This is a genomic window from Mesorhizobium sp. CAU 1741 (genome assembly GCF_039839275.1).
In the GTDB taxonomy this organism is placed as follows: Bacteria; Pseudomonadota; Alphaproteobacteria; order Rhizobiales; family Rhizobiaceae; genus Aerobium.
This window is the reverse complement of record NZ_JBDOQP010000004.1, coordinates 12,453-36,647: the sequence shown is the minus strand read 5'-3', so window position 1 is coordinate 36,647 and position 24,195 is coordinate 12,453. Positions and strand designations below refer to the sequence as shown.

At 63.6% G+C, this 24,195-nt stretch carries 21 protein-coding genes; 13 read left to right on the top strand and 8 right to left on the bottom strand.

Annotation, left to right across the window (positions count from 1 at the left end; genetic code table 11):
- Window positions 1-7: 7 nt before the first annotated feature.
- The gene (locus tag AAFN84_RS16700) at window positions 8-937 is read right to left on the bottom strand and encodes a LysR substrate-binding domain-containing protein (protein WP_347515764.1); all 930 of its coding nucleotides are present in this window, start codon (window positions 935-937) and stop codon (window positions 8-10) included.
- 184 nt (window positions 938-1,121) lie between these two features.
- Between AAFN84_RS16700 and AAFN84_RS16695 the strand changes: the two genes are divergently transcribed.
- From AAFN84_RS16695 to AAFN84_RS16660, 8 genes are all read left to right on the top strand, one after another.
- Window positions 1,122-1,913 (top strand): fumarylacetoacetate hydrolase family protein, encoded by a 792-nt coding sequence (locus AAFN84_RS16695; protein ID WP_347515763.1) that lies wholly within the window; start codon window positions 1,122-1,124, stop codon window positions 1,911-1,913.
- The gene (locus AAFN84_RS16690) at window positions 1,910-2,749 is read left to right on the top strand and encodes an amidohydrolase family protein (protein ID WP_347515762.1); all 840 of its coding nucleotides are present in this window, start codon (window positions 1,910-1,912) and stop codon (window positions 2,747-2,749) included. The genes AAFN84_RS16695 and AAFN84_RS16690 overlap by 4 nt, the downstream gene beginning before the upstream one ends.
- Before the next feature lie 26 nt (window positions 2,750-2,775).
- Window positions 2,776-3,828 carry a tripartite tricarboxylate transporter substrate-binding protein gene (locus AAFN84_RS16685; protein WP_347515761.1) on the top strand — a complete coding sequence of 351 codons (1,053 nt, stop codon included), beginning with the start codon at window positions 2,776-2,778 and terminating at the stop codon, window positions 3,826-3,828.
- A gap of 125 nt (window positions 3,829-3,953) precedes the next feature.
- Window positions 3,954-6,020, top strand: a complete 2,067-nt coding sequence (locus AAFN84_RS16680; RefSeq protein WP_347515759.1) for a tripartite tricarboxylate transporter permease — start codon at window positions 3,954-3,956, stop codon at window positions 6,018-6,020.
- A gap of 195 nt (window positions 6,021-6,215) precedes the next feature.
- Entirely contained in the window at window positions 6,216-7,448 is a 1,233-nt protein-coding gene (locus AAFN84_RS16675; protein ID WP_347515758.1) for a CoA transferase, read from the top strand.
- A 2-nt stretch (window positions 7,449-7,450) separates the two neighbouring features.
- Window positions 7,451-8,218 carry an enoyl-CoA hydratase/isomerase family protein gene (locus AAFN84_RS16670; RefSeq protein ID WP_347515757.1) on the top strand — a complete coding sequence of 256 codons (768 nt, stop codon included), beginning with the start codon at window positions 7,451-7,453 and terminating at the stop codon, window positions 8,216-8,218.
- A gap of 13 nt (window positions 8,219-8,231) precedes the next feature.
- Window positions 8,232-9,026: a GntR family transcriptional regulator gene (locus AAFN84_RS16665; protein ID WP_347515756.1), complete on the top strand. Its 795-nt coding sequence runs from the start codon at window positions 8,232-8,234 to the stop codon at window positions 9,024-9,026.
- Window positions 9,027-9,058: 32 nt separating this feature from the next.
- Complete coding sequence (locus AAFN84_RS16660; protein ID WP_347515755.1) at window positions 9,059-10,219, top strand: acyl-CoA dehydrogenase family protein; 1,161 nt, start codon at window positions 9,059-9,061, stop codon at window positions 10,217-10,219.
- Here AAFN84_RS16660 and AAFN84_RS16655 read toward each other — a convergent pair.
- From AAFN84_RS16655 to AAFN84_RS16625, 7 genes are all read right to left on the bottom strand, one after another.
- Window positions 10,213-11,358, bottom strand: a complete 1,146-nt coding sequence (locus tag AAFN84_RS16655) for a CoA transferase (protein WP_347515754.1) — start codon at window positions 11,356-11,358, stop codon at window positions 10,213-10,215. The two genes, AAFN84_RS16660 and AAFN84_RS16655, sit on opposite strands and share 7 nt — an antisense overlap.
- Entirely contained in the window at window positions 11,355-12,650 is a 1,296-nt protein-coding gene (locus tag AAFN84_RS16650) for a TRAP transporter large permease (protein WP_347515753.1), read from the bottom strand. Before AAFN84_RS16650 ends, AAFN84_RS16655 begins: the two co-directional genes overlap by 4 nt.
- Window positions 12,650-13,150 carry a TRAP transporter small permease gene (locus AAFN84_RS16645; RefSeq protein ID WP_347515752.1) on the bottom strand — a complete coding sequence of 167 codons (501 nt, stop codon included), beginning with the start codon at window positions 13,148-13,150 and terminating at the stop codon, window positions 12,650-12,652. The genes AAFN84_RS16650 and AAFN84_RS16645 overlap by 1 nt, the downstream gene beginning before the upstream one ends.
- 63 nt (window positions 13,151-13,213) lie before the next feature.
- Window positions 13,214-14,239, bottom strand: coding sequence for a TRAP transporter substrate-binding protein DctP (dctP, locus tag AAFN84_RS16640; RefSeq protein WP_347515751.1), 1,026 nt, complete (start codon window positions 14,237-14,239; stop codon window positions 13,214-13,216).
- A gap of 36 nt (window positions 14,240-14,275) precedes the next feature.
- A complete protein-coding gene (locus tag AAFN84_RS16635; protein WP_347515750.1) occupies window positions 14,276-15,073 on the bottom strand; it encodes an enoyl-CoA hydratase/isomerase family protein in 798 nt (265 codons plus the stop codon).
- An 87-nt stretch (window positions 15,074-15,160) separates the two neighbouring features.
- Window positions 15,161-16,972 (bottom strand): acyclic terpene utilization AtuA family protein, encoded by a 1,812-nt coding sequence (locus AAFN84_RS16630; RefSeq protein WP_347515749.1) that lies wholly within the window; start codon window positions 16,970-16,972, stop codon window positions 15,161-15,163.
- A 16-nt stretch (window positions 16,973-16,988) separates the two neighbouring features.
- Window positions 16,989-17,792, bottom strand: coding sequence for an enoyl-CoA hydratase-related protein (locus tag AAFN84_RS16625; protein ID WP_347515748.1), 804 nt, complete (start codon window positions 17,790-17,792; stop codon window positions 16,989-16,991).
- A gap of 116 nt (window positions 17,793-17,908) precedes the next feature.
- Between AAFN84_RS16625 and AAFN84_RS16620 the strand changes: the two genes are divergently transcribed.
- From AAFN84_RS16620 to AAFN84_RS16600, 5 genes are all read left to right on the top strand, one after another.
- Window positions 17,909-18,541, top strand: coding sequence for a helix-turn-helix domain-containing protein (locus AAFN84_RS16620; protein ID WP_347515747.1), 633 nt, complete (start codon window positions 17,909-17,911; stop codon window positions 18,539-18,541).
- A 177-nt stretch (window positions 18,542-18,718) separates the two neighbouring features.
- The gene (locus AAFN84_RS16615) at window positions 18,719-20,275 is read left to right on the top strand and encodes an ABC transporter substrate-binding protein (RefSeq protein ID WP_347515746.1); all 1,557 of its coding nucleotides are present in this window, start codon (window positions 18,719-18,721) and stop codon (window positions 20,273-20,275) included.
- Between the two features lie 16 nt (window positions 20,276-20,291).
- Window positions 20,292-21,239 carry an ABC transporter permease gene (locus AAFN84_RS16610; protein WP_347515745.1) on the top strand — a complete coding sequence of 316 codons (948 nt, stop codon included), beginning with the start codon at window positions 20,292-20,294 and terminating at the stop codon, window positions 21,237-21,239.
- A complete protein-coding gene (locus AAFN84_RS16605; RefSeq protein ID WP_347515744.1) occupies window positions 21,236-23,185 on the top strand; it encodes a dipeptide/oligopeptide/nickel ABC transporter permease/ATP-binding protein in 1,950 nt (649 codons plus the stop codon). The genes AAFN84_RS16610 and AAFN84_RS16605 overlap by 4 nt, the downstream gene beginning before the upstream one ends.
- Window positions 23,182-24,189, top strand: a complete 1,008-nt coding sequence (locus AAFN84_RS16600; protein ID WP_347515743.1) for an oligopeptide/dipeptide ABC transporter ATP-binding protein — start codon at window positions 23,182-23,184, stop codon at window positions 24,187-24,189. The genes AAFN84_RS16605 and AAFN84_RS16600 overlap by 4 nt, the downstream gene beginning before the upstream one ends.
- Window positions 24,190-24,195: the final 6 nt, after the last annotated feature.

Genomic DNA, 24,195 nt, shown 5'->3' with positions numbered 1-24,195 from the left:
ATGCGGATCACGCGCCGGTTCGCTCGCGACGGCGCGACGAGGACGTCAACTGGTCACCAAGGCTCCTGGCGGTGAGGCGATAGAGTTCGGCTGCCAGAGGCGACATCGGCTCGTCCTTCTTGGAGATGGTGCAGATCTGGCGGGCGACGGAGGGATTGCGCAATTGCACGACCTGCAGGCGAGACGTGCTTCTCGTGTCCAGCGCCAGGGAAGGAACAGCCGCACATGCGAGGCCGGCTTCCACCAAGGCGATCGCAGTATGCACCCGGCGCACCTCGTAACGCCAGTTGATCGTATCCCGGCGCCCTGCCAGCGCGTCATCGATGATCTGGCGGTTGTCGCTGCGGCTGTTGATACGGATCATCGGCAGTTCGTGGAGATTGTCCCACCCAACATTGTCCTGGGGAAGTTGCGTGCCACGCGGGCAGATCAGCACGAAATTCTCACGTCCCAGCACGGTGACGTCGAAGTCGCTGCGGTAGGCCATTGCCAGGCTGACGGCGAACTCGATGGTTCCGTGGGTGACCAGATTGTCCAGTTCCTGGACTTCGTTGTCGCAAATCCGGACGTAGACGTCGGGATGACGGGCATGAAACGCGGGCAGCACGCTCTCCATCAGGCTCGGCGTGATCGACGGCAGGCAGCCAATCGATATCTGCTTGGTCTTTTCTTCCCCGCTCTTGCGCAGCGATTCCACCGCATCGGAAAAGTCTTCGAGAGAGCCCTTGACCCGCTGCAGGAACTGCGCGCCGACCGGCGTGAGAGAAACGCCATGGGCCGCGCGTGAAAACAGCTTTGCGCCGAGATCGGCCTCCAGTTTGCGTATCCGGTGGCTGAGCGCGGTCTGCGAAAGATTCAGATGGGCCGCGGCCAGGCGAAAGCTGCCGCGTTCGGCAATCGCCGCAAATGCCTGGATGCCCAGAAAGTCGATCCTCATGCACGCTCCTACTTATCGGTGCGCCGCTTGCGCCACGGCGCCCATGAAGCACGTGCATCATACGCAGCGAATGGCAAGAGGGATGCAAGTTGTTCATCGGCATGAACCAAAACTCCCATTTGCCAAGCCTGCTGCCCCGGGCTGATCATGCGACCCAGTGCAGACGAGGGAGGAAACAGTCGGCATGACCCTATGGTGTCGATTTGCGATCAATGGCGCTTCCCATTTCGGGATCGTCGATGACGAATATGTCGTCCGCGTTGACGGATCGCCCTTCGAAAAATACTCCGAGACCGACGATCGCTTTCCCCTTGGGGACGTTTCGATGCTGGTGCCGGTTATGCCGGGGACCTTTTATGCGATCGGCTCGAATTATTCGAACCATGTCGTCGAACGGTCGAAAGTGCGTGGCACGCCGCCCAAATTCTATGATCGGCCGCGTGTCGGCTACCGCGCCAACAGTGCGCTGGTGCCGACGGGGGCCGACATCGTCAAGCCACGCGGCTCAGGACCTTCCTTTCAGTACGAGGGCGAGTTGGTGGCGGTGATCGGGCGCACGGCGCGCCGTGTCTCCCCCCAGGAGGCGTGGGATTTCATCTTTGGCTGGACGATCGGCAACGATGTCACCGAGCGCGACTGGCAGAAGAACGATCCCACCAATCTGCGCGGCAAGAACGCCGACAGTTTCAAACCGATGGGCCCGTACATCGCCACGGGTATCCACCCGTCTCATATGACAACGACGGTTCGTATCAATGGCGAAGTCGCGCATGAATTCGACACCGGCAACATGCTGTTCGACGCCGGCGAGGTGATCAGCGCGATTTCCGAGACCAACACCCTTTCGCCGGGAGACGTCGTCTGGCTTGGCACCGATGAACTGCCGCGCAATCTCGTGCCGGGAGACCGGGTCGACATCTCGATCTCCGGCATCGGCACGCTCTCTAACAACGTGGTTTCCGAGGACGCCGAATGATTCTCGACGCGCAAGTGCATATCTGGGCCGAAAATACCCCCGAAAGGCCGTGGGCCAAGGGGATGGAGAAGCGCGCGCATCTGCCGGTGCCGCTTTCCGCCGAAATGCTCATCGGCCTCATGGACGAGGCCGGCGTGGACGCTGCGATCCTGGTGCCGCCATCGCTGGAAGGGGGACGCAACGACCTCTGCCTTGAAGCTGCAAGGGACTATCCAGACCGGTTCGCGGTGATGGGCAGGCTGCTGATCGACCAGCCTGAGGCTCCGGAGCTGCTGGCGCAGTTCCCGCAACAGCGGGGGATGCTCGGCGTTCGCCTTACCTTCCATCGCGACAATGATGGTCCGATGCTGACCAACGGCGCCGCCGACTGGATCTGGCCCGAACTCGAACGTCTCGGCCTGCCGGCGATGGTGCACGCACCGGACGGGTTGGTTAAGCTTGCCGAGATCGCCGAATGCCACCCCGGCCTGCGCATCGTCATCGACCATATGGGATTCGCGCGCGAAACCATGGACGACAGGGCGCTTGCCGCAGCCGACCGGCTGCTGGCGCTCGCGAAGTTCCCGAATGTCTCGGTGAAGGTCTCGGCGCTGCCCTGCTATTCGTCGGAGCCATACCCCTACAGAAACCTCCACGAACCGCTGCGCCGAATCATCGAGGGTTTCGGCGTCGAACGCTGCTTCTGGGGCACCGATTTCTCGCGCCTTCCAGCTGGCTGTTCATACCGCCAGGCGGTGACGATGTTCACTGAAGAACTCGATTTCCTGTCCGGGAAGGACCTCGAGCAGGTGATGGGAAAATCGCTTTCGCAATTCTTAGGGTGGCCCGCCACTTAGGGCAAAACACTGAACGGGAGGAAGACATGAACCATACTCACTACGGCAAGACCTCGACTCGCGGCGCGATGGCCGGCGCGGTGCTGGGCGTATTGGCAGCGTTTTCGGCAAGCCCCGCCTCGGCGGACGAAATCAGTGATTTCTACGAAGGCAAGACCGTGGAAATCTATGTCGGTTTCTCCGCCGGCGGCGGCTACGACATCTATGCCCGGCTTCTTGCCAACCATATCGGCAAGCACATTCCCGGCAATCCAGACGTCATCGTCAAGAACATGACGGGAGCCGGCAGCGTCGCGCTCGCAAACTGGCTTTATGGCGTCGCGCCGAAGGACGGCACCGTGTTCGGAACGATTGCGCGCGGCGTGCCGCTCGACCCGTTGTTCGGCAATCCCGGTCCGCAGTTCGAGAACTCGGATGACCTGAACTATGTCGGCAGTGCCAACCAGGAAGTGTCGGTCTGCATCGCCAAGGCATCGGCCGGCGTCACCCAGTTTTCCGACCTGATGGACAAGGAACTCGTGGTCGGCGGCTTTGGCGCGGGCACCGAATCCGAGCAGCACGTCAAGCTTCTCAATGCCGTCATGGGCACGAAGTTCAAGCTGGTGAAGGGTTATCCAGGCGGAAACGACGTCAACATGGCGATCGAAAATGGCGAGGTAGACGGACGCTGTGGCTGGTCGTGGACCAGCGTCAAGGCGACCTACACGGCTGAAATCGAGAGCGGCGACCTGCTGGTTCTGGTGCAGAATGCCGTGGCAGGCCACCCCGACATCCCCGAGGTGCCGGTGATCGTCGACATCGCGGAGACCCAGGATCAGAAGCAGATGCTGAACCTCGTCCTGTCGCCGCAGATCATGGGCCGCCCGTTCATGGCGCCTCCAGGTATCCCGGAAGACCGCCTCGACGCGCTGCAGCAGGCGTTCATGGACACGATGGAGGATCCGGACTTCCTCAAGGAAGCCGAAAGCGCCAAGCTGGAAATCTCCCCGCTCACGGGCGATGAGATGAAGAAGGTGTACCAGGAGGCGTACGCGACGTCGCCGGAACTGGTCAAGAAGCTGGCCGAAGCGCTGGAATAGAACCGGCTTCGCTTGATGACGAGCGGGGCATCCATCCGATGCCCCGCTCCCGCCGATCCGGCGTGCTTGTTGCTCGAGCGCCAAAGCATCCTTTCGACATTTCGATGATGCAAGGAATCTAGACAATGGAAGTCAGCATCCTCGGCGCTGCGGCCGATGCGCTTCACACCCTGGCTGACCCGTTCCGCCTGCTCATGCTCGGGCTCGGCGTCTTAATGGGACTGGTACTTGGCATCATTCCCGGCATCGGCGGCCTCGTCGGCATGGCACTGCTGCTGCCCTACACCTTCACGATGGATCCCTATGCGGCATTCGCCGTGCTGCTGGGCATGTCGGCGGTGGTTGGAACCAGCGACACGATCCCCGCGGTTCTCTTCGGGGTGCCAGGTACGGCCGGCGCGCAGGCAACGGTCATGGACGGAAACCCGATGGCCAAGAAGGGCGAGGCCGGCCGCGCGCTGAGCGCGGCGTTTACCGCCTCCCTCATCGGCGGGCTGGTCGGCGCCGCGATCCTCGCCCTGACTATACCCATCCTGAGGCCGGTGATGCGCTTCATCGCCTCTCCAGAGCTATTCGGATTCGCGGTCTTTGGCCTTGCCATGGTCGCTGTTCTTTCGGGGACGTCCCCCATGCGCGGGCTGGTCGCAGCCGGCATCGGGGTCATGCTGTCGATGATCGGTTCCGACCCGCAGACGGGCACACTGCGCTACACTTTCGATACGCTGTATCTGTGGGATGGCCTGCCGATCGTACCGATCGTGCTCGGCCTGTTCGCGATCCCCGAACTTGCCGATCTCGCCGTGCGCCGCGCCTCCATCGCCAGCAGCGGATACGATACCAAGAAGGGCACGATGCAGGGTATCCGGGATGCCTGCACACACTGGTGGCTGGCGGTGCGCGGTGGTGGCATCGGCGCGGCGGTCGGCGCCATTCCCGGCCTCGGCTCGGCCGTCGTCGACTGGATCGCCTATGGCTGGGCCCTGCAGACCATCAAGGGCGCCGAAAAGACATTCGGCAAAGGCGACGTTCGCGGCGTCATCGCGCCGGAATCGGCCAACAATGCACTTACCGCCGGCGCGCTGGTGCCGACGATCGCCTTCGGGGTGCCCGGATCGGCATCCATGGCGGTGCTGCTGAGCGTCTTCCTGATCCACGGGCTGGTGCCTGGACCGGATATGCTGAGCAAGAACCTCGACGTCACCTATGTGATGATCTGGTCAGTGGCGCTGGCAAACATTCTCGGCGCGGGTATCTGTATCCTGTTTTCAGGGCAACTCGCCAAGATTGCCCAGCTTCGATACACGCTCGTCATTCCAGCGGTTCTGGTCTTCGTGTTCATCGGCGCCTATCAGTCGCGGCAGAGCTGGGGCGATCTCTACGCGCTGCTCTTTTTCGTCGTGCTCGGCTGCATCATGAAGTTTCTGCGCTGGCCTCGTCCGCCGCTCATCCTGGGTTTCGTGCTCGGCGGACTGATGGAGCGCTACCTCTTCATCTCGAACTCCCGTTATGGAGCCGAGTGGCTGGAGCGACCGCTTGTCGTCGTGCTGCTGCTCACGAGCGTGCTGCTGTTCATCGTGCCGCTGGTTCGCCGTATCCGGCAGTCAAGGGGTCTGAAGGGCGCGATCGGCTCGATCGGTGCGCCGCGTTTCGCCTCTTCAGACCTGTTCTACCTGCTCGTGTTCGCAACAGTTGGTGCGATGGTCTTGGTGGCCTCCACCTGGGACTGGAGCGCGAAGATCGGGCCGCTTCTTGCCGGCTCTGTCACATTGACATGCTGCGCGATCAGCTTCTTCGCGCTGATCCTGACACGGCAGCACACGGCCGATGCGCAGCATCAAGGCGCTGGCGCTGACGAAGTTCATATGGATTCCACGTCCGACTTTTCGGACCTCGAGCCACGGCTTGTCGCCTGGAGGCTGCTGACGTTCTTCGGCTACATCGTGTTCTTCATCGCCGCGATCGCCGTCGTCGGAATCTATGTCACGATACCGATCTTCGTCTGCGCCTACATGCGCCTGGAACGGCGCGAATCGTGGGGACTGACGCTGGCCCTGGCCGCCAGCCTCACGCTGCTCGTATTCCTGATCTTCGATCGGTCACTGCACATCAACTGGCCGGACTCCCTGCTCGAGACATGGTGGACCACTCAACAGGTGGACGGCGCCGTCGACGTGGGCACGCGACTGAGCTGACAGAATCGGGAAGCATTGTGAGGGGCACGGGGCCGTCGGGCCGCGTGCCCCTCTCGCATGTCCGGCTCCACGCTGTAGTGATCGTCCGTTCTCCCCAGGCAGCTCTCCCGCATCGTTGACGTCAAACATATGGTCATACATACTATTGATCATTTGGCCGTAAACGGTGCAGCGTAAGAGGGAGGATGCCGCCTCATGATGAAATTCCTGGACGGCGTGAAAGTCGTTGAGATCGGGCATATCCTGATGGCGCCCTATGCGACCCAGTTCCTCGGCGACTTCGGTGCCGATGTCATCAAGGTCGAATCTCTCGATGGAGACTACTACCGCCAGCTCGGGCTTGGACGGAAGCGTGGGATGACCGCCCAATGGATGTCGGTCAATCGCAACAAGCGCAGCATATCGCTCGATCTCAAGGACCCGGAGGCGCGCGAGACCCTGAACGCGCTGTTGCGCGACGCCGACATCGTCGTCCACAACATGCGCGTCAAGGCGATCGAGCGGCTTGGGCTGGGCTACGATGCCGTCAAGGCGCTGAATCCGAAGGTCGTATATTGCGCCGCGATCGGCTTCGGCCAGGACGGGCCCTACGCCGATTTTCCCGCCTTCGACGACATCATACAGGCCTATTCCGGGCTGGCCGCCGTCAACGGCGTCGGATCGGGCAAGCCGACATTTCTGCCGCTCGCGATCGTCGACAAGGTCGTCGCGCTGATGCTCGGGCAAGCGATGCTCGCAGGGCTTCATCGGCAACGCGCGACCGGCAAGGGCTGCTATATCGAGACGCCGATGTTCGAGGCTGCCGTCACCGTCGTGCTCAACCAGCACCTCAACGGTCACAGCTATGTGCCTGCAGAAGCAGGGCTTGGGTATAAGCGGGTGATGAGCCCACATCGACAGCCGGCGCCGACCAAGGACGGCTATATCGTCCATGGCGTCTACAAGTTTGAACACTGGCGGCGTTTCCTGACCGAAACCGGTAGGCAGGACGTGCTTGACGGCCCGCTGATGGCCGACCAGCACGCGATGGCCAACAACATTGCCGGGCTCTATCAGATCGCCGCCCAGGAAATCCTGCCGACCAGGACGACGGCGGAATGGCGCGCCTTGTTCGACGAACTAGACATCCCGTCCGCGCCCGTGTTGCAGATGGAAGACCTCGAGAACGACCCGCACCTCAAAGCAGTCGGGCTGTTCGAGGAATACGATCATCCATCGCAGGGACGTCTGCGCTGGATGCGCGCGCCGTTCACCGTGCGCGATGTCGAGACCAGCGCGGACCGGCATCCTCCGGAGATCGGCGAGCATTCGCTGGAGGTGCTGCGTGAGGTCGGGCTGACCGACGAGCAGATCGAGGCGCTGCATGCGCGCGGCGTGATCCGCGATTTCTCGGAGCAGCCGGATCAGGCGACGCGAAAGGTCGGCTAAATATGGCGGAAGAGCAGGTCACGGCCCGGCTGGAAGGGCATGTCGGGGTGGTCACCGTCAACCGGCCGCCTCACAACTATTTCGACGGCGGCTCGGTCGAGGTGCTGCTGTCTGCCTTCAGCGCTTTTGAGGCGGACTCAAGCTGCCGTGCAATCGTGCTGCGCGCCGAAGGCAAGAGCTTCTGCGCCGGGGCCCAATTCGGCGATGACGGCAACGGTGTTGACGCCGACGCAGCGATGCGCATCTACCGCAGCGCCATCGCGCTCTTCGATATCTCGAAGCCTGTCGTCGCTGCCATACAGGGTGCTGCGATCGGCGGCGGGCTCGGCGTATCGCTTATCGCCGACTTCCGCATCGCCAGCGAGCAGGCATGGTTCTCCGCCAACTTCGCCCGATTGGGGATTCATGCCGGATTTGGCATCACCGCGACATTGCCGCGCGTCGTCGGCTTGCAGGCAGCATCGCTCATGCTCCAGACCGGCCGCCGTGTGAGCGCCGAGAAGGCGCTCGAGATCGGATTGGCCGAGAAGGTGGTGCCGGCCGACACCCTGGACGACGAGGCGATGGCGCTGGCTGGCGAAATCGCGGCCAACGCACCGATCGCCGTGCAGTCGATGCGGCGTACCTTGATGGGAGATCGCGGAGCGCTGGTTCGCGCGGCGATCGAGCGCGAGATAGCCGAACAGCGCATCCACTTCGAGACAGACGACTTCCGCGAAGGCATCAGGGCCGTGCACGAACGCCGCGCTCCGGTCTTTTCGGGGCGATGACGCGGAGGTTGAGGTGAACAGGGTCGGCGCATTCAGCCAGGACGACGGCATCCCGCTCTATGTAAAGCTGGCGAGCCTTTTCCGCGACCTGATCGGACAGGGCGAATGGACGATCGGCGCCCAAATCCCACCGCTTCCAGCGCTTCAGGAATCCTATGGCGTGGCGCGCGCAACAGTCAGGCAGGCGATCGGCATCCTGCAGGAGGAAGGTTATCTGTCCAGCCAGCGAGGACGCGGCACCTACGTCCTGCGCTCGCCGCCGGCACGCAGCGCCAACCCGCAGGCGCCGGGCCACGACCAGCTCAACCTCGACGCACGGTTCTCGATCCGCATCGTCGGCCATGCCGAGTGCTCGCGTGGCTATGGGCCGGCCCGCTTCATTCCCGAGGCGGAGGGCCCGCTTGTCAGCGCCCGCAAGCTGCATCTGTTCGAGGACAAGCCGTATTCGATCGTCGATTTCATCATGCCGCGCCGCTATTTCGAGATGATCCCCGAAGGGCTCGACACAACCCGGCTATATGCCCAGCTGGTGCGCGATCACACCGGGCTGGTGCATCTCGTCGGTGACCAGGTGATGACGGTCAATCTCGCCGGGCACGAGGTTGCCAGGCTCCTGGAAGTGCCGCTGGCGACGCCGATCGTTCAACTCGACTCGACGTTGACCGAGGTCGGTGCCACGGCACCGGTGATGGCGCATCGCAGCCTTATCCGCAGCGATCTTTTCCTGCTGCGTCGTCGCATCGCCAATGTCTTCGAGCGCTCAGCAGATGACTGGCGACCGACAGTGCGCCCCGAAAACGAGGGCTGACAGGCTTCAAGGCAGAAATGGGAGAACCAAGAATGGACTTCGTCCTGAGCGAAGAGCAGCGCGCCATCCAGGAGGCAGTGCGTCGAATCTGTGAACCTTTCGATGACGCCTACTGGCTGGAGCGGGATCGCGATGGCCAGTTCCCGCATGATTTCGCCTCGGCAGTTGCCCGCAATGGCTGGTTCGGTGTGACGACTCCTGAGGCCTATGGCGGCGCGGGCCTCGGTATCACGGAAGCCGCGATCGTGATGAAGGAGATCGGCCGCCTGGGTCTCGCCGCGACCTCGTCCGTCCACATCAACATCTTCGGGCTGCAGCCGGTCGTGGGTTTCGGAACGGAAGAACAGAAGCAACGCATGCTTCCGCCGCTGATCGCAGGTGACGAGCGCGCCTGCTTCGGGGTGACCGAACCTGACGCCGGGCTCGACACCACGCACATCACGACCTTCGCGACGCGCAAGGGCAACGGTTATGTGGTCAATGGCCGCAAGGTGTGGACATCGACGGCGCAGGAAGCCGACCGCATCCTTCTGTTGACGCGGACAACGCCGCTGGCGGACTGCGCCAAACCCACGGATGGCATCACTGTCTTCTATACCCGCTTCGACCGCGACCGGATCGAGGTTCGGGAGATCGAGAAGATGGCGCGCAAGGCGGTGGATTCGAATGCGATCTTCATTGATGGGCTGGAGGTGCCGGAGCAGGATCGCATCGGAGGCGAGGGCGAGGGGTTTCGCGTGCTGCTCCATGGTCTCAATGCCGAGCGCATCGTTGCGGCGGCAAGCGCCATCGGGGCGGGGCAGGCGGTTCTGGAGAAGGCCGCCGCCTATGCGAACGAACGCGTGGTATTTGGCCGTCCGATCGGCAAGAACCAGGCAATCCAGCATCCGCTCGCAGACATCTGGATGCGCCTGCAGGCGGCGGAACTGATGCTGTTCAAGGCCGCGTGGCTTTACGACAGCGGCCAGCCGTGCGGACTGGAAGCCAACAGCGCCAAGTACCTCGCCAGCCAGGCATCGTTCGACGCGGCGTTTCGCGCGGTGCGCACGCATGGGGGCTTCGGCTTCGCCAGGGAGTACCATGTCGAGCGCTATTTCCGGGAAAGCATTCTCAACTTCATCGCGCCGGTGAGCGAGGAACTCATCCTCTGCCACGTCGCGGAGCGGGCGCTGGGCCTGCCGAAATCCTACTGACCCTTTTTGGAGACACGGAAGATGTCGTCCGTGTCTTCTCCGAGCGCCGGCGCGTTCTTGCGGTGGGCGGGCCGCTCTCCGTCAAAGGAGATCGGCATGCCGACAAGGCGAAGGTCCATGCCCGGCGCCTGCTGAAGGATTTCAAGCGCCTGCGTCTGGGGATGGGCCAGCACCTCGTCGACCGTGTGGATGGGCGCGCAGGGCATGCCGGCTGCCTCCAGCCTCTCCGAGAGGTCTTCCTTCGTGCACCCGGCTACCGCTTCGGCGACCATCGGAAGCAGGACGTCGCGGTTGCGGCTGCGGTCCTCGTTGGTGAGGAAGCGCGGGTCCGTGCCCCATTCCGGGTGGCCGAGAACCTCTGCGAGGCGCTTGAACAGCCGATCGTTTCCGGCGGCGATGACCAGCGGCCCGTTGGCCGTCTCGAACGCCTGGTAGGGCACCAGGAGGGGATGGCCGGTGCCGTGGCGAACGGGCAAACCTCCCCCGGTCATATAGGTGACGAGATGGAAGCCGCACCATAGAAGCGCCGTCTCGAACAGTGACGTGTTGATCACGCAGCCCGTGCCGGTGGTGCCTCGGCGGAACAGGGCGGCGAGCGCACCGATCACGGTCCACATGCCGGTCCCGAGATCGACCACCGAGGCGCCCAATCGCGCGGGTGGCCCATCGGGGTGCCCATTGGCACTGATCAGCCCGGAAAAGGCTTGCATCAGGGGTTCGTAGCCCGGACGGTCCTTGAGCGGCCCGACATGCCCGAAAGCCCCCATGTCGCAATAGATCAGGCGCGGGTGGCGGGCCGTGGTCTCCGCCGGTCCAAGCCCCAGCCTGTGCATGACGCCCGGCCGCAGATTGTGGATCAGCATGTCGCTCTCCGCGATCAAGCGCTCCAGCTTTTGCCGGTCTTCCGCAATCGTGAGGTCGAGCACCACCGAGAGCTTGTTGCGGTTCATGGCGTGGAAGGCGGCGGAGGCGTCGTCCGAGACCGGCGGTCCCCAGCGGCGCGCGTCGTCCCCGCCCTCCGGCTTTTCCACCTTGACCACCGTGGCGCCGAGGTCGGCAAGGATTTCGCCGGCAAACGGCCCGGCAAGATTCTGGCCTAGTTCGATGACCTTGACGCCCTCCAGCAGCATGCCGGTCATCGCATCTGTCCCGGCAGCCAGAGCGAAATCGCGGGGAAGGCGACGAGTATGGCGAGGATGAGCAGTTCGACGAGCACGAACGGCCAGACGCCACGAAACACCTTGCCGACAGGCACTTTCGTCGTGCTCGCGACCACGAAGACGTTGATGCCCATTGGCGGCGTGATGAGCCCGATCTCCGCCGCCTTCACGAACAGGATGCCCAGCCACACCGGCTCGAAGCCGAGACCGGAGAGAAGCGGGAATGTGAGGGGCAGGGTGAGGACGAGGATGGCAAGCTGGTCGAGAAAGAAGCCCAGCACCAGCAACAGCAGCAAGACGCACATCAGCACCATGAAGGGCGGGATGTCGGCCGCCTGGATCGTCATCAGCAGATCCTGCGTGACACCGGTGAGCGTCAGGAAGATGCCGAAAACGGCCGAACACGCGATGATGGCGAGGATCATTGCAGAATTGCGGGTTGCCGATGCCAGCGCCTGCAGAAACTCCCGCCACCCCATGCGGCCCATCGCGACGGCGATGACGAGAGCGGCCAACGCGCCGACGGCGCCGACTTCCGTTGGCGTAATTGCTCCCGAATAGATTGCCGTGAGCATCAGCGCCATCAACAGCAGGATCGGCCAGACAGGCTTGAGGCCTGCGATCTTCTCGCGCATCGGCACCGGTTCGGCGACTGTGGGCGCCGCTTTCGGATCGCGGCGCACGATGACCGCGATGGTGATGGCGTAGCCGATGGCGGTCAGGCCGCCTGGCAACAGGCCAGCCATCAGCAGCGCGCCAACCGAAGTCTCGGTAAAGACCCCGAAAAGGACAAGCCCGATCGATGGTGGAATCATGATGGCAAGAGTGCCGATCACGGCCAGCGCACCGGTCGAGAAGCTGTCGTCATATCCGTAGCGGCGCATCTCCGGATGGGCGGCCGCGGCCAGTGTTCCGGCGGCGGCCGTGCTTGAGCCGGATACGGCCGACAGCATCACTCCGCCGGCGACCGCTGCATAGGCGATGCCGCCGCGCATGTGGCCGAGCCATTTGTGGGAGGCGGTGAACAGATCCCGCGTGAAGCGGCCGGCGGTGAGGAACTCGGCCATCAGCACGAACATCGGCAGCGTCGACAGCGTGTAGCTGGTGACGTGCTCGTAAGGCGCCGCCTTGATGACGCCGATCAACGGGTAGATGCCACCCGTCGCGTAGAGGCCAACGGCGCCGGTGATCAGCATCGTGAAAGCCACAGGCATTCCCGCCAGCAGCAGAATGAAGAGGAGGATCGTCACGCCGACAGCGATCGAGACCATCAGTGGATATCCTCATGGTCGACACGGGGGAAGACGATCTCGACGGCAAGACGCAGGGTCAGGAGGCCGCAGCCCACGGGGACCCAGACATAGCTCCAGTACAGGGGGAACTGGATGACGCCGAACGACGTGTCTCCGTCGGCAAACTTGGCGATAGCCTCAAGGCCGGAATGCCAGGCCAGGAAACCGAAGACACAGGCTGCGATCAGCGAGTTCAGCCTTTCTACCGGATTGCCGGGAATGCGCGCGATCCAGGGGCGCAGCACATCGAGCCGAATATGGCCGCCGCTGGCATAGGTGGCCGGCAATCCGAGGAAGGTGAGGATCACCATAAGATACAACGTGGTGAACTCGAAGCTGCCTTGAAGGGGACGATTGAAGAGATAGCGACCGAGCGCATCGGCGCTGATCGACAGCATCATGACGAAGATCGCCAGTTGCGCGAGCGCCATGCACAAGCGGTCGAAGAAGGACAATCCACGCTCAAGCGTGCTTCGCATCACATGCTCCGATGTTCAGGTAGGGTGCTCCCGGACCCGAGGGTCCGGGAGCATCGGTCGCGGCTATTCCTGGAGGTAGGAGCGATAGGCGTCGAGGGTCGCCTGGCCCGGCAGCCCCCGTCCTTCCATCTGGCTCACCCACTCCGCTTCGACCGATTGAAGTTTCTCGGTGAACTGTGCCTGCAGTTCTGGCGACATCTCGATAAGCTCGACGCCGAGTTCGTCGAGCCGGTCATAGGCGCCACCGGTCTGGGCCTTGAATTCCGCCGCCATCGTCTCGCCGATCTCGGCCGACACTTCGGTGATCAGGCTGCGCGCGTCTTCCGGCAATCCCTGCCACACGTCCTCGTTGACGAAGGCGGCAAAGGCGACGGTTCCGAGGCTGGCGTTGGTAGTGATCGACGACAGGACTTCCTCGATCTTGTAGGCGAACAGGCTCGGGGGATTGTAGATCGCGCCGTCGACCGTACCGCGTTCGAGAGCCAGATAGAGATCGGAGGCCGGCACGCGTACTGGAACCGCGCCCAGCGCGCTGGCGATGAGCTCGCCGGTGGCACCGGCGGCCCGCAGCTTGACGCCGTCGAGTTCGCTGATGTCGTTCAGCTCTGTCTTCTTGGCGAACATCGCCTGGTATGGAGGCGTGACCATCGTGAACAGCGGACGGACGCCGTTGCGCAGGTACTCGCTTTCGAGGAGATCGTTCTGCGCCAGCTTGGTGAAGGCGGCGCTGCCGGCGACGGAGTCGGTGAACAGGCCTGGCAGTTCCACGGCGCTGGTCAGCGGCATCCGGTCACTGACATAGACGACGCCGACCATTGCAATGTCTGTCACCCGGTTGCGCACCGCGTCCAGCAGGCCGGCAGCCTTCGCAAGCTGTTCGGCCGGGTACAGTTCCACTTCGATGCGGCCCTGGCTGCGCTCCTCGATCATCTGCTTGAAGGGCTGCGCCGAGAGCTTCGAACCGGTGTGGGTCAGCGGAAACTGATCGGCATATTTCAGCACGATCTTCTCCTGCGCATGCAGGGTGGTGGAAGCCAGGGAGGCGACGAGCGCCAGGCCGGCAAGTCTCAATGCGTTGGTGATCTTCATGCTTTCCTCCGTGGATGTTTTTTTCGTTGTGGATGCTCAGGCTTCTGCGGGCCACCGGAACCTCGGCGGCGCCCCTTCGAGGAAGCGCTGCGCGGCGTCGCGGTGATAGGCGGTGTCCAGGCATGCGGCCTGCGCCATCGTCTCGGCCTCGACGACCTGGCGCAGGTCGAGGCCGAATGTCTGGTTCAGCAGGTTCTTCGACAGTGCGATCGCCGTCGGTGACGCTTCGACGAAACGCGCGGCAAGCGCGCCGGCTTCGCTGGCCAGATCGCCTGCCTCCACGACCCTGTAGGCAATGCCAAGCGACAGGGCTTCGCCTGCGTCGACTTCGCGGGCGGTGAGGATCAGTTCGCGTGCCCGCGCGAGCCCGACACGTCGCGGCAGGGAGTGATGCAGCGCGAAGTCCGGCACCAGGCCGATCCGTCCGAAGGAAGCACAGAAGCGCGCGCGCGGCGTGGCCAGGACAAAGTCGGCGGCGAGTGCGAGTCCGAAGCCGGCTCCGTAGGCTGCGCCGTCGACGGCGGCGATCAGCGGCTTTTCCAGGGTCAGGAAGGCAAGAACGGTTTCGCCCGTCTGACGCATGCGCTCACGCGCGTCCTCGATGCCGGGCTCGCGATCGCGCATTGAGGTGATATCGCCACCTGCGCAGAAGCTGCCGCCGGAGCCGGTGACGACGCAGGCGCGAATAGCGGATTCGTTCACCAGACGGGCGACGGCTACCCGCAGTTCGGCGCGCATGGTCATGTCGATGGCGTTGCGGCGATCGGGGCGCAGAAGCGTCAACGTCGCAACACCGTCCGCCACGTCCAGCGAGATGGTCTCGAATTCTGCCATAGCTGCCGGATCACTCCTCCCTGATTGATCGCGCGCTAAAGTACGTAATAGTGTACTATAGAACTATATTGATGCAAGCCGACTTCTTCACGTCTGGCTCCACTCCGCCAAAGGTCCTCCAGCCTCCAGCCAGGCCGCAGGTACCTCGACGGGCAGGTCGAGAACCATCTGCGCGTAGGTCTTTGCCTGGGGATCGTAGCGCAGCGACGCCGTGCCACCACCGCCAAGGACGTCTTCCAGCAGGAAGTTCACCGCGTGAAATCCGGGCAGAACGTAGCGGCGGACCTCGCCCTTCAGATAGTGGGCGAAGAAGGCCGCCATGCGGTCTTCGGTCACCTGCGCGGCGATGAATGGCAGATAGTCCGGCCGTCTTGCGATGATGCCGATATTCGCGTGGTTGCCCTTGTCGCCGCTGCGTCCCCAGGCGAGCGCCCGCAACGGTACGCTGACGTTGGCACCGTTGATCAGAGGCACTTCTGGCGCGGGATGAGAAGTGGCGGCGGACGGCGCGCCTCCGGCCGCAACATCAATGGCGAACGTCTCGTCGCCGATATGAACCTCCACCGGGACCTTGTCCTTCGGCCAAAGGAAGGAGTGCACGCGCAGAACCGGGGTCGGCTTCGGCCGGCCATGAAGCACGCCGGTCAACCCCTGGGCCATCGACACACCCGGATGGGCGAACTCGCGCGCGAAAATCTCGAGCGCCTTCATGTCCTCGTGCTTGAGGCCGATCTTGACGATCACCTCGCGCGCCTCGAACGGTCGCGCATTCGCACCGTAAGTATCCTCCGCGCCGATCACCTCGATCGACACCTCGCCGTAGGGCGCGAAGCCCTTGGCCGTCATCAGGCGCTGGGTGCGTTCGACCAGTGCTTCGGCGGTGCGCCGGCCTTTCCGGCCCGCCTGCCATCCGGCAATCATGTAGGTGGTGACGATCCGGAAGCCGTCGACATGGGTGCCGCAGACCTTGTAGGCCGGCCCCGGCGCGCGTCCTTTCGCATTGCCAACGCGAACCTGATCCTTGCCGATCTCTTCCAGCGTCACCTGCGAAAAGTCGCAGACGACATCGGGCAAGTGGTACGATTGCGGGTCGCCGATCTCATAGACGATCTGCTCGGCGACCGTTCCGCGGGTGACGATGCCGCCGGTTCCATCGGGCTTGGTGACGACGAAGCTGCCATCTGCCGAGCACTCGACGATAGGAAATCCCATGTCGCTCCACCCGTCGGCGACGTCTTCCCAGTCGGTGAAAAGGCCGCCGGTGGCCTGTGCACCGCATTCGATGACGTGGCCGGCAAGGCTGCCGGCGGCAAGCCTGTCATGATCCTGCGCGGTCCAGCCGAACTCGTGCATCAACGGCCCCAGCACCATTGCGGAATCGACGACGCGGCCGGTGATGACGATTTCGGCGCCGTGTCCGAGTGCTTCGGCGATGGCGCCGGCGCCGAGATAGGCGTTCATCGAAGCGAAAGCCTTGGGAAGCGGTGCGCCGGAAAACATCTCGGCCGGCTGCGCTGCCTGGATCTCAGGGGCATAGGGCGTCAGATCGTCACCAGTCACGACGGCGACGTTGAACTTCAGGCCGGCTTCGCCAGCCACAGCGAGAAAGGCGTCGCGGCAGGCGAGTGGGTTCATGCCGCCGCTGTTGGTGACGAGCTTGATGCCCTGACGCTTGATCTCCGGCAGCAGAGGCTTCACCGAGGCCAGCCAGTCGGGAATGTAGCCGCCGTCGGGGGTCTTGGCCTTTGCACGGGCGAGCAGAGCCATCGTCACTTCGGCGAGATAGTCGCCAACGAGGTAGTCGACATTGCCCTTTTCGACGAGCTGCCTCGCGCCGAGGATGGTGTCTCCCCAGGCCGCCGCAGCACCTCCGATGCGTATGGTTCGTTGCGCTGACATCATTCCTCCGTCGCCTCTAGAGTGCCCAGCGCGGCTTGCGCTTTTCGAGGAACGACGCCACGCCTTCGCGGCCTTCCTCGCCCAGCAGGCAGGACGCAAAGCCATCGGCGGCACGGTCCAGCATCTCGTCGCGCGAGAGCCGAGGCGCGGCAAGCACGAGCTGCTTGGTGACGGCGTTGGCGCCTGGGGCGCACTTGCGAACGTCCTTGCGCAGAGCGGATTCGAACGCGGCGAAGCCTTCGGCGTCTGCGACCACTTCGTCCGCGATGCCGAGCTTCAATGCTCCGTTGCCGTCGAAGCGCGCGGCCGTCAGCATGATGCGACGTGCGGCGGAAAGCCCGACCCGCTGGACGATAAGCGGCGCGATCTGCGCGGGAGGAATTCCCAGCATGGTCTCCGTGAGGGCGAATTTGGCGTCGGCAGTGACTGCGACCACGTCGCCGGCGCAGACCAGGCCAAGACCGCCTGCCATTGCTGCGCCCTCGACGAGCATCACCGTCACCTGAGGCAGTTCGTTGACCGCGTGGAAGAGTTCGCCGGCGCGGCGGCTGAATGCCGCGACGTCGGCGTGGTCCTGCCCACCCTCGGTGATGGCCTTGAAGCCCTTGAGGTCGCCGCCGGCGCAGAAGGTGCCGCCCTTGCCGCGAAAGGTGACGCCACGGATGTCTGCACTCTCACGCAACACCGTGGCAACGGCATGTAGTTCCTCTGCCATCTCGTTGGAGAGGGCGTTGCGCGCTTCTGGCCGATTGAGCCAGACGGTGAGCCAGCCGTCATCCTGCTCCAGCAGCAATGTCTCGGTTTGCGGCAGTGCTGACATCGGTTTCCTCCCTCAAGTCGAGCCGGTGAGGCAAACATACAGAACGAACGTTCGGTTTGTCCAGAGTCACGATTCACGCTAAGGCTGGGCCAGGCGTGGCAGTTCGGGGATTCGGCATGGAAGAGGCTTTGGCCCGCAAGGCGGGACCTGCGTCCCGCAAGGAGCAGCAGGCAGTCGTCGCGCGCGAGCGCATCGTGCACGCGGTTGTCGAATGCCTCGACCAGCATGGCTATGCGGAGACAAGCATCAATCGGATTCAGGAACGTGCCGGCATTTCGCGTGGCGCGCTGACGCATCACTTTCCCAGCAAGGAAGAGTTGATGGTGGTCACCGCAGAGCGTCTGCTTAAGCCCACCCTCGTGCCGCTGCGCAAAGGCCCGCGACCGATGGCGACGCCGGAAGAGCGAAAGGCGACCATCGAGGCCGACATCGTCTGGATGTGGGAACGGCTGGTCGACACCCGGGAAGGCCGTGCGTTGCTCGAAATACTGGTTGCCTCGCGCACCGACCTGGCGCTGAAGGGCCGCATCTCCGAAACCTTCTCCCGCTGGAACCATACAATCAGCGATTCGCTCGTGGTGAATTATCTCGGACTGGGTGTCGCGGAGGACGAATTGCGTGAGATCTGGACCATGTGCCGCGTTTTCCTGCGCGGCCTCAACACCCAGAACCAGTTCGAGGCGGACGAGCAGGCCCGTCGCGCACTCGTTCGCAGCTTTGCCCGGATGATTGCCGCGCGACTGGCCTGACACACACGTCATCAATCGACATCCAAGGCGACTGCAACGCATGACGCTGTCGTGCGTTTGACCGAAGGCGCCGCTATGTGATGCGCGTTCAAATTAATCACGATAAATTCTTGTATTCGCCAATTAATCATGATTAATTCCATCTTCCGCGGATGATATCGGAAGAGGGAGAACTCCATGAAACGCTTGATCGCCGCCGCGCTGGCCGCATGCGTACTCGCATTCGCTCCGGCGGCTTCGGCGCAGACGCCGCCCAACGTGGTCGTGGTTGGCCAGATTGCCGAACCCCAGTCGCTTGACCCGCATGCGGTGACCGCAAGCAACGACTTCCGCATTCTGGTGAACATGTATGATGGGCTGGTTCGTTTCGCCGACGGCACGCTGGAGGTCGAACCATCGCTCGCCGAAAGCTGGGAAATCTCCGACGACGCCCTCACTTACACGTTCAAGCTGCGTGAAGGCGTGAGCTTCCACGATGGCACGCCCTTCAATGCCGAGGCGGTCAAGTTCAACTTCGACCGGATGCTCGACGAAACGCACCCGTTCCACGATACGGGGCCGTTCCCGCTTTCCTTCTTCTTCTCGTCCGTTGACGAGGTGACCGCGGTGGATGAGTACACCATCGAGTTCAAGCTGAGCGAGCCGTTCGCGCCGTTCCTGTCCAACCTTGCCTATCCAACCGGGCTGATCGTATCGCCCGCAGCCGTCGAGGCGTCGGGTGAGGATTTTGGACGCAATCCCGTCGGAACCGGCGCGTTCAGGTTTCAGGAGTGGCAGAGTAATCAGCGTGTCGTGCTGACAGCCAATCCCGACTATTGGGACGGCGCGCCGGCGCTCGAGGCGGTCGTCTTCCGCCCCATCACCGATGCCAATACGCGTGTCGCCGAGATGCTCTCCGGTGGGCTCGACATCATGGTGGAAGTGCCGCCGGACTCCATCGGCCAGTTCCGGGAGGCGGCGGAGTTTACCGTTCATGAGCAGGCAGGACCACACGTTTGGTACGTGATGCTGAACATGAAGGAGGGCCCGTTCCAGAACGTCGCCGTACGGCAGGCGGCCAATTTCGCGGTCAACAAGGAATCGCTGGTCAACGATGTGCTTCAGGGTGCGGCCGAGGTCTCCGCGGGGCCGGTTCCGCCGGCATTCGCCTGGGCCTACAATGAGGAAGTAGATCCGTATCCCTACGATCCCGAGCGCGCGCGGGCGCTTCTGGAAGAAGCCGGCTACGATGGCGAAGAGGTGGTCTTCTACGTCACCGAAGGAGGTTCCGGAATGCTCGACCCCGTCGCCATGGGCACTGCGATCCAGGCTGATCTCGCGGCCGTCGGCATGAACGTGCGCATCGAGACCTATGAGTGGAACACCTATCTCGGCCAGGTCAATCCGGGGCTCGAAGGCAAGGCAGACATGGCCGAGATGGCCTGGATGACGAACGACCCCGACACGCTGCCGTTCCTGACGCTGCGCTCGGCAGCCCTGCCGGAGGAGGGCGGGTTCAACTCGGGCTATTATTCCAATCCCGACGTCGACGAAATGCTCGACCAGGCACGCATGGTCACCGACCAGGAGGAACGCGGCGCGCTGTACAAGGACGTGCAGGCGCTCGTGCATGACGATGCGCCGTGGATATTTGTCGCCAACTGGGTGCAGGGCGCCGTGACGACCGCCAATGTGGAGAACTTCTCCTTGCAGCCGTCCTTCTTCCTGATGCTCCACGACGTCGTGAAGAACTGAGGCGGCGGCTGGGCCGATGACAGCCTACATCGCCAAACGCCTGCTGGCGGTGATCCCGGTGCTGCTTGGTCTTTCGGTGATCGTCTTCCTGATCATGGCGATGATACCGGGAGACCCGGCAACCGCCATCCTCGGCAATTTCGCTACGCCGGAGAATGTTGCGCGGCTGAACGCGCAGCTCGGTCTCGACAAGCCGCTGCCGCAGCAATACGTCATCTGGCTCGGCAACCTGCTGCAGGGCGATTTCGGCCGGTCGTTCGCGCTGAACCGGCCAGTCTTGGACGAGGTGACCGAGCGCTATTCCGCCACCCTCATCCTGGCAGGCGCGGCCCTGGTGCTCTGCTCGGTGCTGGGTCTGCTTGCGGGCATCGTTTCCGCGGTTCGCCAGTTTGGCTGGGCCGACCGCATCATCACGCTCGTGGTGCTGATCGGCATCTCGACGCCCTCATTCTTTCTCGGTCTGATGCTGATCCTCACCTTCGCAGTGAAACTGCGCTGGTTTCCGGCGAGCGGCATGTATGCCATCTATGGCGGCGGCGACCTGCCGGATCTGCTTTATCATCTTGTGCTGCCCGCGATCACGCTTGCGGCGGTCGCGACCGGCGTCATTGCGCGCCTGACCCGCACGGCCATGCTTGAGGTGCTGCGGCAGGACTTCATCCGCACCGCGCGGGCGAAGGGGCTTTCGGAGCGACGCGTCGTCTATGTGCACGCCTTCAAGGCAGCGCTCGTCAGCGTCATTCCCGTCATCGGCATCCAGGCGGGTTTCGTACTCGGCGGCGCGGTCTATATCGAGACGGTTTTCCAGTGGCCGGGGATCGGAGCAATGCTGGTCAACGCCATCTCCACCCGCGATTTGTTGCTTGTGCAGGGCGGCGTGCTGGTGGTGGCGGCAAGCTACGTCCTGTTCAATCTAGCGGCCGATGTGGTGCAGTCGATGCTCGATCCGAGGCTGCGGCGATGAGTGCGCTCGAGTCACCCGCCCGCGCTTCCGGCCGCCCCGACACGTTGCGGCTGATGCTGAACAACCGGCTCGCGACGGCTGGCCTCATCGTCCTTGGCCTGATGATCGCGCTGGCCCTGCTCGCTCCCGTTCTTCCGGTTCCCGATCCCAACGTCACGGCGCCGGCGGACCGGTTGTTGCTGCCATTGTCGGACGGCCACCTGCTTGGCACCGATGCGCTCGGCCGGGACATCTTCTCGCGCATCGTGTGGGGCCTGCGCGTCAGTCTTGCCGTCGGAATCTCGGCCACCCTGATCGCCGCCTTCTTCGGATCGCTGATCGGCCTCGTCGCCGGATATGCGGGTGGCCGCACCGACAATCTGCTGATGCGCGGCATCGACATGCTGATGGCGTTTCCCTACATCCTGCTGGCGCTGGCCATCGTTGCGGTGCTTGGCCCCGGGCTGATCAACGCCCTTTATGCGATCGCCGTCGTCAACATTCCCTTCTTCGCCCGCAACATCCGCGGCGTAACGCTGGGCCTGGCCCGCCGAGAGTTCGTCGACGCTGCTCGTCTTTCCGGAAAGTCGCATCTGCGCATTCTCGCAAGCGAAATCCTCCCCAATGTCGCGCCGGTCATCGTCATCACCATGTCGACGACCGTCGGCTGGATGATCCTGGAGACGGCGGGACTGTCGTTCCTGGGGCTCGGCGCCCAGCCACCGCAGGCTGATCTCGGCTCGATGCTGGGCGACGGGCGCAGCGTCCTGTTCAACGCACCGCATGTCGCGGTGGTGCCGGGCGTGGTGATCTTTCTTCTCGTGATGAGCATCAACCTCTTCGGCGACGGCATACGCGACGTGCTCGACCCGCGGCTGAAGTCCGGCGCGCTGACGCGGCCGGTCGGTCGAACCGCCATCGAGATCCCCGAAGGCGAGGGGAGGTTGCGTGCCCGCACGTCCGCCGTGCTCGATGTGGCCGGGCTCAAGACCCAGTTCCGGGTCGGTTCCAGGACCCTGCGCGCCGTGGATGGTGTCGATCTCAGGCTTGGAGAGGGCGAGGTCCTCGGCATCGTCGGCGAGTCCGGTTCCGGCAAGTCGGTCACCGCAATGTCGATCATGGGGCTGGTGCCGACGCCTCCGGGGCGCATTGCCGGTGGTTCGATCCGCCTCGATGGCGAGGATCTACTCGCCGCTTCCGACGAGCGGATCAGGCAATTGCGAGGCGGGGTTGTGAGCCACGTCTTCCAGGACCCTCTTTCGACGTTGCATCCGCTTTTCACCGTGGGATACCAGCTCGTCGAGGCGATCCAGGCACACCAGCCGCTCGGCAAGAGCCAGGCGCGAGACAAGGCGAAGGAACTGTTGGCGCTGGTACGCATCCCCAATCCCGAGCAACGGCTGGGTTCGTTTCCTCACGAGCTCTCGGGCGGCATGCGCCAGCGCGTGGTCATAGCGATGGCGCTGGCGCATGATGCGCGGTTGCTCATTGCCGACGAACCGACGACGGCACTCGACGTGACCGTGCAGGCGCAAATCCTGGCGTTGATGAATCAGCTCCGCCATGACAAGGGCGCGTCGATCCTTTTCATCACCCATGATTTCGGCGTGGTTTCCGCCATCTGCGACCGCGTGGCGGTCATGTATGCCGGGCGGATCGTGGAGACGGGTACGACGCGGCAGGTGCTGGGCGAACCAGCGCATCCATACACCCGCAAGCTCATCGATTGCGTGCCTGTGCTCGGCAAGCCGGAGCGCAGGTTGGACGCGATCGAAGGCTTGCCGCCGTCCGTCGACGACCTTCCGCAGGGCTGCGCATTCGCGCCACGCTGCCCTCGTGTGAAACCCGATTGCCGCAGCGGTGAGATACCGCTCGTCGACATCGGTGCGGGGAGGGCGGCGCGCTGCCTGTATCCCTTGGCGGGCTCGATGGGAAAAGTGCGCGACGCATCCGAGGGTCCGACATGACGACACCCTTGATGCAGGTCGATACGGTCAGCCGTGTCTTTGGCGGCGGACGGTCTTTTCTGGGCGGCAGCAAGCCCGGTGTCCACGCGGTGCAGCAGGTGTCCCTCGACATACGACAGGGGGAGACGCTTGGCATCGTCGGGGAATCGGGATGTGGCAAGTCGACGCTCGCCCGCATGCTGGTCGGGCTCGATCAGCCGACGGGCGGCGCCATCCGCTTCAAGGGCGAGGATGTCGCGGAAACGTCGCGCAAGAACTTCACAAGCCTTGCGCGGCGTATCCAGTATGTCTTCCAGGATCCGGTTTCCTCGCTCAACCCGCGCAAGACGATACGGGCCATCCTGGAGGCCCCGTTGGTGCGGCTGTTGCATCTTGGGCGCAAGGAGCGGGAAGAGCGGCTTGCGATGCTCCTCGACGCGGTCAATCTCCGCCCCGAATTCCTCGAGCGCTATCCGCATGAATTTTCGGGCGGGCAGGCGCAGCGCATAGGGATCGCGCGCGCGCTGGCGGCGGACCCGCAACTGATCGTCCTTGATGAGCCCGTCTCGGCGCTGGACGTGTCAATCCAGGCGCAGGTGCTCAATCTTCTCGACGATCTCAAGGCGCGCTTCGGCCTGACCTATGTCTTCATCAGCCATGACCTGTCCGTGGTTGAAAGCGTCAGCGACCGGGTTGCCGTGATGTATTTCGGCAGGCTGGCCGAAATTGGACCCGCCCGGAGCATCTTTGCTGATCCGCGCCACCATTACACCCGGCTGCTGCTGGATTCCGCGCCTGTACCGGGGCGCCCGCTAGAGGCCCCGCAGGGCGGAGAGGGCGAATTGCCCGACCCGTACAATCCGCCGGCAGGCTGCGCGTTCGCCGCGCGCTGCCCGGCCGCCGACGATCTTTGCCGCTCCCGCCAGCCGGATCTCGAAGACGGAGCGGTGGACAGTGTTCACCTGGCGGCTTGCTTCCACCCGCCCGTGCTGACAGGAGGACAGGCTGGGGACCATGGGGCGTAGGGCACA